At 41.8% G+C, this 13,177-nt stretch carries 14 protein-coding genes and 1 tRNA gene; all 15 read right to left on the reverse strand.

What is annotated here, in order from left to right:
* Nucleotides 1-225 precede the first annotated feature (225 nt).
* On the reverse strand, nt 226-840 hold the full coding sequence (locus ACTTKV_RS01560) for a thiamine phosphate synthase (protein ID WP_442548922.1): 615 nt from the start codon (nt 838-840) through the stop codon (nt 226-228).
* Complete coding sequence (gene thiH, locus ACTTKV_RS01565) at nt 827-1,981, reverse strand: 2-iminoacetate synthase ThiH (protein ID WP_442548923.1); 1,155 nt, start codon at nt 1,979-1,981, stop codon at nt 827-829. The genes ACTTKV_RS01560 and thiH overlap by 14 nt, the downstream gene beginning before the upstream one ends.
* On the reverse strand, nt 1,981-2,745 hold the full coding sequence (locus ACTTKV_RS01570; RefSeq protein ID WP_442548924.1) for a thiazole synthase: 765 nt from the start codon (nt 2,743-2,745) through the stop codon (nt 1,981-1,983). The genes thiH and ACTTKV_RS01570 overlap by 1 nt, the downstream gene beginning before the upstream one ends.
* On the reverse strand, nt 2,746-3,597 hold the full coding sequence (gene thiF / locus ACTTKV_RS01575; protein ID WP_442548925.1) for a sulfur carrier protein ThiS adenylyltransferase ThiF: 852 nt from the start codon (nt 3,595-3,597) through the stop codon (nt 2,746-2,748).
* 8 nt (nt 3,598-3,605) lie between these two features.
* Nucleotides 3,606-3,809, reverse strand: a complete 204-nt coding sequence (thiS, locus tag ACTTKV_RS01580; protein ID WP_442548926.1) for a sulfur carrier protein ThiS — start codon at nt 3,807-3,809, stop codon at nt 3,606-3,608.
* A complete protein-coding gene (locus ACTTKV_RS01585; RefSeq protein WP_148821968.1) occupies nt 3,809-4,987 on the reverse strand; it encodes a pyridoxal phosphate-dependent aminotransferase in 1,179 nt (392 codons plus the stop codon). The genes thiS and ACTTKV_RS01585 overlap by 1 nt, the downstream gene beginning before the upstream one ends.
* Nucleotides 4,988-4,999: 12 nt before the next feature.
* The gene (speA, locus tag ACTTKV_RS01590; protein ID WP_442548927.1) at nt 5,000-6,838 is read right to left on the reverse strand and encodes a biosynthetic arginine decarboxylase; all 1,839 of its coding nucleotides are present in this window, start codon (nt 6,836-6,838) and stop codon (nt 5,000-5,002) included.
* The gene (hisS, locus tag ACTTKV_RS01595) at nt 6,835-8,061 is read right to left on the reverse strand and encodes a histidine--tRNA ligase (protein WP_442548928.1); all 1,227 of its coding nucleotides are present in this window, start codon (nt 8,059-8,061) and stop codon (nt 6,835-6,837) included. Before hisS ends, speA begins: the two co-directional genes overlap by 4 nt.
* 29 nt (nt 8,062-8,090) lie before the next feature.
* On the reverse strand, nt 8,091-8,678 hold the full coding sequence (gene tmk, locus ACTTKV_RS01600; protein ID WP_442548929.1) for a dTMP kinase: 588 nt from the start codon (nt 8,676-8,678) through the stop codon (nt 8,091-8,093).
* 1 nt (nt 8,679) lies between these two features.
* Nucleotides 8,680-9,150: a pantetheine-phosphate adenylyltransferase gene (coaD, locus tag ACTTKV_RS01605; protein WP_021089128.1), complete on the reverse strand. Its 471-nt coding sequence runs from the start codon at nt 9,148-9,150 to the stop codon at nt 8,680-8,682.
* A complete protein-coding gene (locus ACTTKV_RS01610) occupies nt 9,147-9,698 on the reverse strand; it encodes a UbiX family flavin prenyltransferase (RefSeq protein WP_442548930.1) in 552 nt (183 codons plus the stop codon). The genes coaD and ACTTKV_RS01610 overlap by 4 nt, the downstream gene beginning before the upstream one ends.
* Nucleotides 9,695-10,501, reverse strand: a complete 807-nt coding sequence (flgA, locus tag ACTTKV_RS01615) for a flagellar basal body P-ring formation chaperone FlgA (protein WP_442548931.1) — start codon at nt 10,499-10,501, stop codon at nt 9,695-9,697. Before flgA ends, ACTTKV_RS01610 begins: the two co-directional genes overlap by 4 nt.
* 65 nt (nt 10,502-10,566) lie before the next feature.
* Nucleotides 10,567-10,641 (reverse strand) — tRNA-Gly (locus tag ACTTKV_RS01620).
* A gap of 50 nt (nt 10,642-10,691) precedes the next feature.
* A complete protein-coding gene (locus ACTTKV_RS01625) occupies nt 10,692-11,852 on the reverse strand; it encodes a molybdopterin molybdotransferase MoeA (protein WP_442548932.1) in 1,161 nt (386 codons plus the stop codon).
* A gap of 2 nt (nt 11,853-11,854) precedes the next feature.
* Nucleotides 11,855-13,123: a UDP-N-acetylglucosamine 1-carboxyvinyltransferase gene (gene murA / locus ACTTKV_RS01630; protein ID WP_442548933.1), complete on the reverse strand. Its 1,269-nt coding sequence runs from the start codon at nt 13,121-13,123 to the stop codon at nt 11,855-11,857.
* Between the last annotated feature and the right edge of the window lie 54 nt (nt 13,124-13,177).

The following is a 13,177-nucleotide window of genomic DNA, read 5'->3' on the forward strand; positions in this document are numbered from 1 at the left end:
TTTATTTTGAGCTAGAGGTTGGGATTTATACAGGTTATATCTCTATGTTTAGCTGTGTTTGTTGTTTACTTCTTTAGTTTATTGATGTTTTTTCATGCTCTTACTATATGTGTTGCCAGACCTTATAGCGCTGCTTATACTCGATATAAAATGGTTATATTGCTAGAAAAATTAGTAAAATTTTATGTATTGTTTTATATAAAATTTAATCATTATAAGCTAAATTTACTCGTTTTTGCTTTCTACTATCTTTTTTATAAGCTCTATATCGCAGTTCAATGCTAGGCCCATAAAACAAACGCCACTTGCACCAGCTTTTATGACATCTTTGTAGTTTTCGCTATTTAGTCCGCCAAGTGCGTAAATTTCTTTATTAAAGCTTTTTAGTTCGCTTATAAAATTTAGTCCTTTTGGCTCTAAACCCGCCTTACAAGAGGTGGCAAATATATGAGAAGCAACGAGCACGTCAGCGATAGAGGCTGAAATTTTTGCCTGCTCTAGGTCGTGAGCTGGGGCATAAATTTTAGCTGTTTGTCTAAATTCTTCTAAAAAAATGCCGTGATTTTTAAAAAAATCAAGCTGTGCCGAAGTGAGCCAAAAGTCGCTCTTTAGTTTGCATGCTACGTCAAAAAATTGATTAATGATAAATTTCTTGCGGTAGTTTTCACAAATTTGAGCCACAACCCTGGCAAGATCGTAAAAATCAGCTTCATTTAGCCCTTTTGCACGAAGCAAAATTTCATCCACGCCAGCCTTGCAAAGTAGCTGTATCCTCTTTAAAAAATCATCGCCATCATAGCTTTCAAAGTCGGCTACGCAGAGAATTTTAAACGTAGACATACTCGCTCATCAAGGGCTCTAGGCCGTTTGCTTTTAGCATAGTCTTGATCTCATCTACGCTTCTGTCGTCGCTTATCTCAAACTGCTCGTCGCCCTTTTTCTCTTCACCGTGAGCGCCGATGCTCACTTTTACGCCAGCGCTTATCTTATTTGTGGCGATCTTTACGGCATTATCGCGAAATTTCGCTTTTTCTCTGGTTGAGATGGTGATGCTGGCTGTTGGCATAAAAATTCTATAAGCACAGATCACTTGCAAAAGCTCTCGCTTGCCCACGTCGCGTGGATTTATACGGTCGTTATTTATGATAGGGCGAAGTCTTGGGCATGAAAATGCGATCTCGGCGTGCGGATACTTTTTTTGAACTAAGCTTGCGTGAAGTGCCGTAGCAAAGCCGTCAAGCCTAAAGTCATCTATGCCAAGAAGTGCTGCAAAGCCAACACCTCTCATGCCACCAAGCAGCGCTCGCTCCTGCGCGTTTATGCGGTAAGGAAAAATTCTTTTGTTGCCGCCAAGGTGGATTTTTTCATATTTTGTGGGATTATAGGTCTCTTGAAAGACGGTCACGTAGTCCACGCCACTTTTATGAAGCATGGCGTAACCGTCAGAATTTAATGGGTAAATTTCAACCCCAACTACTTTAAAAAATTTCTTTGCCAAAGCACAGGCATTTGCGATGTATGCGACACTTGAGTTGGTCTCGCTCTCGCCAGTTAGGATCAAAATTTCTTCCAAGCCGCTCTTTGAAATTTCTCTTAGCTCCCTTGTGATCTCCTCTTCACTTAGCTTTGCCCTTTTTATTTTATTGTTAGCGTTAAATCCGCAGTAAACGCAGAGATTATCGCAGTAGTTTGCTATGTAAAGTGGGGTAAAAAGCGTAATGTTTGAGCCAAAATTTGCCCTTGTTTTTTCCTGAGCGAGCTGGGCGATTTGCTCTAAAAAAGGTGCCGCAGCAGGCGAGAGTAGGGCTTTTAGGTTTTCAAGTGAGCAGTGCTTTGCACTAAGTGCGGCTTTTACATCCGCTTCGGTGTAAATTTCAGGCTTGTAGCTAGCACGCTCTTTTAAAATTTCATTCATTATCTCACTGCCAACATCCTCCATATGAGGTAGCAGCTGCATGTGGTCGGTTTTTGCAAATTTCATCAGTCTAAAAATCCAGTGAGCGGAGATGAGGCGTTTGCGCTTTTGCTCTTTGCACCAAGGCCTGCTAGATAGGCGTTGCGACCGGCGATGATAGCCTCTTTGAAGGCTCTTGCCATGAGCTGGATATTTTTTGATGAGGCGATAGCTGTGTTTGCCATGATCGCAGCTGCTCCCATCTCCATCGCTTCGCAGGCTTGTGAAGGCCTGCCGATGCCTGCATCTACGATGATCTGTGTATCAAGCTCGTTTATCAAAATCTCAATGATATCTTTAAAAATTAGCCCTTGGTTTGAGCCAATGGGCGCAGCTAGAGGCATTATGCAGCTAGCTCCTGCGGCTAGCATCGCTCTTGCGGCGTTTAGATCAGGAAACATATATGGCATCGGCACAAAGCCGTCATTTGCCAGCGCTTCGCACGCTTTTATGGTTTCAGCGTTGTCTGGAAAGAGAAATTTAGAGTCGGTGATGATCTCTATCTTAACAAGCTCGCCGCACCCAAGCTCACGTGCGAGCTGAGCGATACGAACGGCCTCTTTGGCGTTTCTAGCGCCACTCGTGTTTGGCAAAAGCGTCACACCTTTTGGGACAAAGTCAAGTATGTTGCGCTCTTTGCTCTCGTTTATGCGCCTAAGAGCAAGGGTTAAAATTTGTGCTCCAGCTTCGTTTACAGCGGAGTCTATGAGCTCGTGCGAGTATTTGCCAGAGCCAAGAATAAAGCGGCTTTTAAACTCCTTGCCGCCAAGGATCAAACTATCATTTCGCACTTAAGCCTCCAAACCCATAAGTAGTCTAATGGCTAAATTTGCTTGGTGGTTTGCACAGACTGCCACGCGTGGCGCCATGAGCCCCTGACCGATCTTTGCCTCATTTGTGAGGTCGCCACAAAGATAGACATTTTTGGCAAATTTTATGGTTTTTATGAGATTTGAGCTAAAGTGGCCTGCCATGCCAGAAGCTCCGATGATCTTTTTATCTTTTAGGCTAGCTCCTGCTTCGTTTAATATCATCGCCTTGCCAGCGACGTTGTCAAAGGCTTCGCATAAAATTTCGCACTCGCCAAAGACGCTTGCCACGTTTTTTTCATCCAAAAATATATCGTGAGTCTCAACTTCGACAAAGGGATTGACATCGTTTATCAGCTCTTTAAGCGCTTGCGTCTTTTTCAAGCCGATGTGGCGAACGAAATACTGCTGGCGGTTTAGATTGCTTGGCTCAACGACGTCAAAGTCGGCAAGCACCAGCTTTTTCACACCAACTCTTGCAAGGCTTAGCGCGATATTTGAGCCAAGTCCGCCAAGTCCAGCCACACCGATCACAGCTTTACTTAGGGCTAAATTTAGCTCAGGGCTGTTTCGTGAAGCGATCATCGAGCGTAAAATTTCACGCTCTGGCATTACGCCGCGCCTTATAAATACGACATTTGAGTCATTTTGTAACTCGGTATCTTCTTTTATGGCAAAGCCATCAACGATAAAAATGTCTGGCTCAGTTGCGTTAAATTTCTCTAAAAATTTATAAATTTCGCTATTTTTATCGCCAAGCGCAAGCTCTTTTAGCTCGCTAAGGCTTTTTGCAGGAACGCTAAATTTCTCTCCATTTAGAACTATTTCTATCATTTCTCTCCTCATCCACCACCGACTAAAGTGACGATCTCATAAGCTTTGCCCTCGCTCATAAATCTCTCATGCCAAAGCTTTTTTGGCAAAATTTCTCCGTCTCGCTCAAGGGCTATAAATTTAAGCTCATAGCCGTTTTTTGCTAAAAATTCATAAACGTTAATATCGTTTTCAAGCTCGAAAATTTTGCCATTAATAGTAAATTTGATCATTAAATTTTGTAGCTTTTTACAAAATTTGCGATCCTCTCGATCGCTCTTTTTATGCTCTCGATGTCAGTCGCAAAGGAAATTCTAAAGTATCCCTCCATGCCAAAGCCAACACCTGGAACCGTCGCTACGTTCGCCTCTTCAAGCATCTTTTTGCAAAATCTAAGCGAGTCGCCATCTACTTCTTTGCATTTTACAAATAGATAAAACGCGCCATCAGGCTTAACTACGCTAAGTCCTTGGATAGCATTTATCATCTCAACTGCCACATCACGTCTTTTTTCGTACTCTTTTCTCATGTTTTCGATATCGTCATCAGTTTCGCCAAGAAGCGATGGGATAGCGCCTATCTGCACGATCGAGCTAATATTACTTGTGCTTTGGCTCTGAAGCTTTTTGATGCCAGCTATTAGCCAGTCCATCGAGCTTGCGATATAGCCAAATCTCCAGCCAGGCATCGCTCCGCATTTGCTTAGGCCATTTATCGTGACCGTTCTTTTAAAGAGATCTTCGCTCACTGAGGCCACTGCGTGAAATTCTTTACCGTAGATCACTTTTTCATAAATTTCATCGCTTGTAATGATGATGTCAGTGCCCTTTAAAACCTCGCCAAATACCGCGATCTCCTCTTTTGTATATACCGCACCTGTTGGGTTTGTTGGGTGATTTAGCGAAAAGACTTTTGTTTTTGGTGTGATCGCTTTTTTTAGCTGCTCGGCTGTGATTTTGAAATTTGTACTCTCATTTGCTTCGATAAAGACAGGTACGCCTCCACAAAATTTAACGATCTCAGGGTAGCTCACCCAGTATGGAGAAGGGATAATGACCTCGTCGCCTGGGTTGATAAGCGCTTGAAATACGTTAAAAAGTGAGTGTTTCGCGCCGATATTTGTCACCACTTGGCTTGCCTTGTAGTCAAGTCCGTTATCTCTTTTTAGCTTTACTCTGATAGCCTCTATCACTTCAGGCAGGCCAGGTACTGGCGTGTATTTGCCACTTTTGCTGTCATTATCTAGTGCGTTTTTTACAGTTTCTCTTATCTTTTTTGGAGTCATAAAGTCAGGCTCACCAGCTGAAAGTGAGATCACGTCGATACCAGCAGCCTTCATCTCTTTGGCCTTTGTGCTGATCGCAATAGTTATCGACTCACTTAGCGTTTGCATTCTATTTGCTAGTTGCATTTTTCGTCCTTTTTAGTTGATAGTTTTTAAGTAGCTATTATCATTTAAAAATAGATAAAGTTCACCCAAAATTTGCTTCTTTTGTGTTTCGTTTATCAGAGTTGATTTCTCTAGGCGCTCATTTAGAGTGTCTTGGATTTCGTAGATATCATAGTCCATGTCCTCCATAATATCAAGGATTGATTGGCTTTCTAGTAAATTTACGATCTTGTAGCCATCGTTTGTAAGCTCTATCGTAGCCTCTGTTGGGTGAGTAAAAAGGTTGTGCTTCATGCCGATCACCTCTTGATATGCGCCAACTAGGAAAAATCCTAAAAAATAATCCTCTTTCTCCACGTCCACGTCGTGTAGAAGTAGAGGGTTTTTCTCATCATCGTAGCTGATCTCGCCGTCGCTATCGCAGGTGATATCCCAGATAGAAGCTGGCAAAGTAGGGCGCTCATCGAGCCTGTCAAGCGGCATGATAGGGAAATTTTGCTTTAGTCCCCAAAAGTCTGGTAAGCTTTGAAAGATCGAGAAATTTAGTAAGTAGCGCTCTTGCACCTCTTTTTGGATTTTGGCTAAGTCGCCGCTTGAGTTGCTCTTGTTGCCAAGCATCACGACAGCCTTTTTACTGATGAGCTTTAAAAGCACCTCGGCGTTTGACCTATCTTGAAGATCGACATATCCAAGGTCAAAAAGTGTTAGCACGCTCTCTGTGTGGTGGATGGCGTCGTGCAGGTATTCTAGGGCATTTGAAGGCTTTATCGACTTGTAAAGATCGACTAGCTCTGTTATCAAATTTGGATTATTTTTCTTTAAATTTAGCTTCTCTTCGGTGTACTCCTGAGAAAATAGCTCAAGCACGGGGGCGACCAAAAGTGCATGAGAGGCGGCGATAAAGCGGCCAGACTCGATAAATATATCAGGTTGGGGCTCGTTTTTTTGCTCGCTTATGGTTTTAAGCATGTAAACAACGTCGTTTGCATACTCGTTTAGCGTATAGTTTCTACTGCTCTCTTCTTTAAACTGAGAGTACTCAATGGCTAGGCCGCCACCTAAATTTATCGCTTTTAGATTCATCGCACCCATTTTTCTAAGCTCAGCGTAGATGTTGCCAGCCTCGATGAGTGCCTTTTTGAGCGGATGGATCTCGCTTATTTGAGAGCCGATGTGAAAGTGTATCATCGTGAAATTTTCAAGTAAATTTGCTTTTTTTAGCATCTTTACAGCCTCTATGAGCTCTGTTGATGTTAGGCCAAATTTTGAGTGAATGCCACCGCTTTTTGCCCAAAGGCCTGATCCCGTCGAGTGTAGCCTTATACGAAGTCCGATCTTTGGTTTTGGTTTAAATCTCTGTTTTGAAGTAGCGATGATCTCCTCAAGCTCGTTTAAGCCCTCGATTGTTAGCGTGATGTTGTGGCCCATTTCAGCAGCAATAAAGCCTATATTTATGAGCTCTTTGTCTTTAAAGCCATTTACCGTTATCGGCGCTTTTTCGTTGTTATATGCCATCGTTAGAAGTAGCTCAGCCTTACTGCCAGCCTCAAGGCCGTAGTTGTAGGGCTTGCCAAGGCGAACTAGGTTTTTTACAAAGCCTGGATATTGATTGACTTTAAGTGGGAAAACGGCGTTAAAGCTACCTTTGTAAGCAAATTCTTTCTTTGCCTTTGCAAAGCTTGCATGGATCTGCTCGATCTGCTTTTGGATAAGGTGCGGAAAGCGAAGCAGCAGCGGACCTCTATATCCGTCGTCCCTGATGTCACGTACGATATCGATGATAGCTGGCTTGCTGGCCGCATTTACGCAGACCTTACCATTTTCTATAACAAAATTTGAATTGCCCCAAATGCTAAGTCCAAAATCATTCATCCTAGCTCCTTTTCAAGCTCATCTAAATTTACCGTTTTTTCATCTTTGTTTTCTAAATTTTTATACCAAATTTTATTCTCTTTCATCTCGTTTTCGCCCACGCAAAGGAAAATTTTCGCCTTTTTTGAGTCGGCATTTTGCAGATGTTTTTGAAGTTTTTTAGCTTCATAAGAAATTTCAACCTGATATTTTTTGCGAAGTTTTGAGCCAAGAGCATAGACAAAGTCTAAATTTGGCGCATCAAGCGCGCAAAGGTAAATTCCAGCTCGCTCATCTTCAGCTTCGCCTAAAATTTCCATTATCCTCTCAACTCCCATCGCAAAGCCAACGCCGTAGCTTGCTCTGCCGCCAAGATACTCGACTAGTCTATCATATCTGCCGCCACCTGCGACCGCGCTTTGAGAGCCGATCTCGTTGCTGATAAACTCAAATGCCGTCTTACAGTAATAATCAAGCCCACGAACTAGCTTAGTGTCTATCTCAAATTTCACGCCATTTGCCGTTAAAATTTCTTGCAGTTTTGCAAAATCAGCCTGCGCCTCATCGCTTAGACTATCAGTGATGACTGGAGCATTTTTGTAAATTTCTTGGCAGCTCTCAATCTTGCAGTCAAGCACGCGGATAGGGTTTAAGAGCTTACGTCTTTTGCAGTCTTCGCAAATTTTATCGTCGTTTTCATCTAAAAATTTGACGAGCTTTTCTTTGTAAGACTTCATCGAGCTCTCGTCGCCAAGGGAGTTTATCTTTAGGGTTGTTTTTATATTTAGTCTGTTAAAAATTTCGCTCACCATCAAAATAATGCTCGCGTCCTCGTAAACACTGCCCTCGCCAAAGCACTCGCAACCAAACTGGTGAAACTCTCTCAAACGGCCTTTTTGTGGGCGCTCATAGCGAAACATCGAGCCGTGATAGAAACAGCGTTTTGTCACATTTGCCCTATCTAGCTTTGCCTCGATAAACGCTCTAACCACGCCAGCTGTGCCCTCAGGACGCAAGCAAACGTCGTTGCCGCCCTTGTCTTCAAACTGATACATTTCTTTGCCCACGATGTCGCTACTCTCGCCGACACTTCTTTTAAAAAGCGCTGTCTCCTCTAGGTGTGGGGTTAAAATTTGCTCATATCCGTAGTTTTTTGCGACTTCCTCGCAGTTTTTGATTATCTGTGCGTAAAGTTTTGCACGAGCTGGAAGCATATCTTTCATGCCACGAAGTGCCGTTATCATCGCATTATCCTTTTTTATTTTTTGTGATTTTACTTAAAATTTATAAAATTTTCTATCTCTTTTGAAATTAGCTCTATGCTTTTAGATGCATCTATAAAAAGTGTATCAAAGTCGTTTTTGATAAGAATTTGTTTCATTAGGCTTTGCACTTTTAAAAGATACTCTAGACCGCGAGCCTCGATCTTATCGCTTGTGCCTCTACTTTTTAGACGAGCGCCTATTAGCTCAGGGCTTGCTTCAAAAAAAACAATCTTATCTGCAAATTTATCATTTAGCGCAAATTTATTAAGCTCCAAAAGCACGTTTTCGTCCAGGCTTTCATCATTTGCCAAAGCGTAGGCGATGCCAGAGATAAAGCCTCTGTCGCTTAAAATAAGCCTACCTAAATTTGGAGCTACCAGCTTTTCAAAATGCTCGGCTCTATCAGCTAAAAAAAGTAAAATTTCAGCCCTTTTGCCTATTTTTATGTTTGAACTAAGCAAAATTTCTCGTAAATTTTCACCTAGCTGCGTGCCGCCTGGCTCTTTTGTGACTATGGCATCACTAAATTTAGAAGCTAAAATTTCTATCTGTGTACTCTTGCCAACGCCGTCAATGCCTTCAAACAAAACATACATTTTATGCCTTTAAATTTTTAAGAATTTTTGCTGGCACTAGGTTGCTCACGTCGCCATCGTGGCGTAAGACTGAACGGACGATCGAGCTTGAGATGAAGGCGTTATTTAAGCTTGGCATAAGATAAACCGTCTCAAATTCATCCCAAAGTGCAGCATTTGCGTAGCCGATTTGTAGCTCATACTCAAAGTCGCTAACCGCGCGAAGTCCCCTGATGACGGTGTTTATGCCGTGTGATTTAGCAAAATCAACAAGTAAGTTATCAAAACCAAGTACGCTTACATTGCCAAGCTCGCAAACTGCTTCTTTTGCCATCTCTATGCGTTTTTCATGTGCAAACATCGGTTGTTTGCTGTCACTTTTTGCGACTGCGACTATGACTTTGTCAAAAATTTTCGTAGCCCTTATGATAACGTCTAAATGCCCGTTTGTGATCGGATCAAAGGTCCCTGGATAGATGCAAGATTTTTTCAAATTTGCCACCTTTTGTAAAGATTATTTTCGATTTTTAAGGCATCAAGCCACTTGCCGATGATAAAATTTTCCATATCAAGAAGGCTCTTTATGCTTGCGTAGTAGCCTAAAACTGGCGGAGCGACGATAGCTCCAAGAGATGATAGTAGCTGCATCTGAGAAAGTGTGATTGCTGAAAATGGCATCTCTCTAACACCTAAAACTAGCCCTTGTCTCTCTTTTAGTGCGACACTTGCGGCTCTTGTGATGAGCGTATCGCTTATGCCATTTGCGATTTTTGCTAGCGTGTTGGTAGAGCAGGGCGCTATGATCATGGCATCCGTGCCAAACGAGCCTGAGGCAGGGCCTGCGCCAAGGTCAGAGTCGTTATAAATTTTCACACCAAGCTCATCTAAATTTAGCCTCAAATTCTCCTCAGCTTCCAAGACTTTCATGGCATTTTTACTAACTATGACGTGCGCCTCGCAACTACCTTTGGCGGCATTTAATAGCTTTAGAAAAAGCCCAGCTCCACTTGCTCCAGTGGCTGCAAAAACTATCTTTCTCATCTTATTATCGCCTGTCCTTTGCCAGAAACTGTGGCCTCTAAAATTTTATTATCTTTTGTTCTTATCTTTATCATATCGCCTAAATTTCCATCCTCAAGTGCCTTTACTTCGGCGATTATATTGACGCCGCCTTCAATCAAAACTGCATTTAGCATTTCGCCTTTTTTTACAAGGCTAACGGCGTTAAACTGGCGTTTGGTTAAAATTTCTCCACTTTTTATCTGGATTTTTGTGATCAAGGTAGCTGCGCTTAGTCCAGAGAGTGCGTCACGTGGCCATTTGCTAAACTCTATCATCGTTGGCTGATAGTCAAGTAGACTTAAAATATGGTTTGTATTCATTGAATTTATAGCGATAAAAACTGGCATTTTTGCGTTAAAGCTAAATTTAAAATAAAGGCTTTTTAAACTTAAATCAACATCCTCAAATGAAACTCTAAAGACGCCTTTTTGGCTATTTTGATCGCTTAAAAATATGTTTTTAAAGACTAGATCTTTGAAATTTACAGGGAGTTTGTTTTGTGGGCTTATGCTAAGATCGCTCACGCTGATGCCTGGATACTCGTCGCTGATCGCTTTTAAAAAGTGCATCTGAATTTCATCCATGATCTGGCAGTTTTTTACAAAAACTACGCTTCCGCCGCTTTTGTCTTTATACGTTTTAAAATTTGAAGTTAAAATTTCGTAGAGTCTTTTGCTCTCAATCTTAGCAGCCCTCATGCCCTCTAAGTTTAAAATTTCATTATCCTCGCCGTCAAAGCCGAGTGTACGAAGTGAAATTTGGTCATTTACGATGCAATACATCGGATAAATGCTGACTTCATTTGCAAAAAGTTTTGTTGAAAATAAAAAAAAGAGTAATAAAAAGATGGAGCGGGAAACGAGATTCGAACTCGCGACCCCAACCTTGGCAAGGTTGTGCTCTACCCCTGAGCTATTCCCGCAATCAAAATGAAGTCTGTATTTTATCAGATTGTTTTTCATTTGTCAAGGATTATGGAAGTTTTATTAGTGAAATTTCATCGTTTTTCAAAATTTCACTTTGATCTGGGCTAGTTATCAAGACAAAATCGCTATTTAAGATATGTTTTATCATGCCTGAGCCATATTTTCCGCCGTTAGTTGCTATAAATTTACCATCAGTTACATTGCCAAATACCGCATTTGCTCTGCCAGATTTTACCTTTAAATTTTCACCATTTACTACTTTTTGCGTCACAAAACATTCGTCTTTTAAAAGCGGTAAAACAAGCATCATTAGGCATAGATATGCTGCCATTGGATTTCCAGGGAGCACAAAGACAAGCTTGCCATCTTTTTCGTAAGCCTTGCAAGGTCTGCCAGGCCTTATGTCAAGATGTGAGAAAATTTCGCTGTATCCAAGCTCGCTTAGAGCTATTTTCATAAAGTCGGCCTCGCCTGCGCTCGCTCCGCCAGAGCAGATAACAATATCGTAGTTTGCAGCGTTTAAAAATGCCTCTTTTACGGCGCTAAGTTCATCTTTTATGATGCCAAGATATGAGCTTTTTTGACCTATGGAGCTTAAAAGTGCGGTGATGCCAAAGGCATTTGCGTTGTAAATTTCATCTTCGCTCGCTCTTTGCCAAGGCTCAATGATCTCATTTCCGCTTGAGTAAACTGCAATGCTTGGCTGCTTTTTTACATCTATAAAGCTTATGCCCTGAGCCGCTAACATCATCACGCTTCTTGTATTTAAAATTTCGCCACTTTTTAGGAGAATTTCGCCTATTTTCGCCTCTTCGCCTTTAAAGCGGTAGGCATCACCTTTTCTAAGCTTCTCTGGCGCTTTTACAAACTCACCATCAACGATGCAGTCTTCAAACCTCATGACCGTGTCAGCACCCTTTGGCATCTTAGCGCCTGTCATTATCTTCACGCACTCGTTTTTGCCGATGCTTAGCTGCTCTTTGTCGCCTGCAAAGGCGCTTGCAATGATCTTATAAGGTTTATCTTTTTCATCAAATTTGACTGCAAATCCATCAAGTGCTGAGTTGTCAAAGCAAGGCAGATCTTTGACAGCCATCACGCCATTTGCTAATGTTTTACCAAGAGCATCACTAAGAGGTAAAATTTCACTCTCATTTTTTGGTTTAAATTTAGCTTTTAAAGCCCCAAGTGCCTCATTTACTAGCATTTTTACTCCTCAAGCCTAACGATTTTTGCCCCAAGGCTTTTAAATTTCTCCTCAAGCCTCTCATAGCCTCTATCAAGGTGGTAAATTCTATGCACCAAGCTCTCGCCATTTGCGATGAGAGCGGCTAGTATTAGGGCTGAGCTAGCTCTAAGGTCAGTCGCCATCACATCTGCTGCATTTAAAATTGCAGGGGCGTAAACACTTGCGATATGCCCATTTAGGCGGATGTCAGCACCCATTCTAGCTAGTTCACTGACGTGCATAAAGCGGTTTTCAAAAAGTCTCTCATCTATTGTGCTAACACCGTTTGCCGCAAGGCAAAGTGCCATAAACTGGGCTTGCATGTCCGTAGGAAAGCCAGGATATTCAGTTGTTCTTATCTCTACTGGTTTTATCTCTTTGGCTGGCAATATCGTGATCTTGTCGCCATCGACCTCGACACCAAAGCCCATCTCTTCAAATTTATTTAAAATGGCTGTCATATGCGCAGCATTTGCGTTAGTAACTGAAATTTTGCTATTTGTTATGGCTCCAGCACAAAGATATGTACCAGCCTCGATCCTGTCTGGAATTACTTCGATATCGCAAATTTCAAGTAGCTGTTGTCCGCTACCAGTGATCTTTAGCTCGCTTGTGCCGATGCCTTCGATCTTTACGCCACTACTTGCTAAAATTTCACAAATTTGCACCACTTCAGGCTCAAGAGCGACGTTAAAAAGCTCTGTCGTGCCGTGTGCTAGAGCTGCTGCCATGATGATGTTTTCGCTACCAGTTACAGTTATCTTGTCAAAAACGATCTTTGCACCTTTTAGTCCATTTGGTGCGGTTGCGACGACATAGCCTTGCTTTATCTCGATATTTGCGCCCATTTTCTCAAGTGCGCTTAGATGTAGGTCAATAGGTCTTTGTCCGATCGCGCAACCTCCAGGAAGGCTTACTTCACAATGTCCAAAGCGTGCAAGAAGCGGCCCAAGCGTTAAGATAGAAGCTCTCATCTTTCTAACGATATCATAATTTGCTTTTGTTGAATTTACACTGCTTGTATCGATAGTTAATGAGTTTTCGCTGGTAAATTCACACTTTGCACCAAGATTGCATAGTAGTTGGCAAAGCGTCTTTATGTCAGCAACATTTGGAATATTTGTTAAATTTATTTTATTTTTTGCAAGTAAGGTTAGGGCGATTATTGGTAGGGCGGCATTTTTGGCTCCACTTATTTTTACTTCACCACTTAGTTTAGCGTTGCCCTCTATCTTTAAATAGTGCATCATTATCTTTTGCCTTAAGAAAATATATTTTTTGCCGATTATATTGTTTTTTAACTT

Source organism: Campylobacter sp. (assembly GCF_052169515.1).
Lineage (GTDB): Bacteria > Campylobacterota > Campylobacteria > Campylobacterales > Campylobacteraceae > Campylobacter_A.

What these genes read in the sequence shown, in the direction of transcription:
- speA (WP_442548927.1), bottom strand. Translation starts at nt 6,838, where the DNA reads ATGAATGATTTTGGACTTAGCATTTGGGGCAATTCAAATTTTGTTATA.
- flgA (WP_442548931.1), bottom strand. Translation starts at nt 10,501, where the DNA reads ATGTATTGCATCGTAAATGACCAAATTTCACTTCGTACACTCGGCTTT.
- murA (WP_442548933.1), bottom strand. Translation starts at nt 13,123, where the DNA reads ATGATGCACTATTTAAAGATAGAGGGCAACGCTAAACTAAGTGGTGAA.
- tmk (WP_442548929.1), bottom strand. Translation starts at nt 8,678, where the DNA reads ATGTATGTTTTGTTTGAAGGCATTGACGGCGTTGGCAAGAGTACACAG.
- thiS (WP_442548926.1), bottom strand. Translation starts at nt 3,809, where the DNA reads ATGATCAAATTTACTATTAATGGCAAAATTTTCGAGCTTGAAAACGAT.
- ACTTKV_RS01560 (WP_442548922.1), bottom strand. Translation starts at nt 840, where the DNA reads ATGTCTACGTTTAAAATTCTCTGCGTAGCCGACTTTGAAAGCTATGAT.
- ACTTKV_RS01625 (WP_442548932.1), bottom strand. Translation starts at nt 11,852, where the DNA reads ATGCTAGTAAATGAGGCACTTGGGGCTTTAAAAGCTAAATTTAAACCA.
- thiH (WP_442548923.1), bottom strand. Translation starts at nt 1,981, where the DNA reads ATGAAATTTGCAAAAACCGACCACATGCAGCTGCTACCTCATATGGAG.
- ACTTKV_RS01585 (WP_148821968.1), bottom strand. Translation starts at nt 4,987, where the DNA reads ATGCAACTAGCAAATAGAATGCAAACGCTAAGTGAGTCGATAACTATT.
- ACTTKV_RS01610 (WP_442548930.1), bottom strand. Translation starts at nt 9,698, where the DNA reads ATGAGAAAGATAGTTTTTGCAGCCACTGGAGCAAGTGGAGCTGGGCTT.
- hisS (WP_442548928.1), bottom strand. Translation starts at nt 8,061, where the DNA reads ATGATAACGGCACTTCGTGGCATGAAAGATATGCTTCCAGCTCGTGCA.
- thiF (WP_442548925.1), bottom strand. Translation starts at nt 3,597, where the DNA reads ATGATAGAAATAGTTCTAAATGGAGAGAAATTTAGCGTTCCTGCAAAA.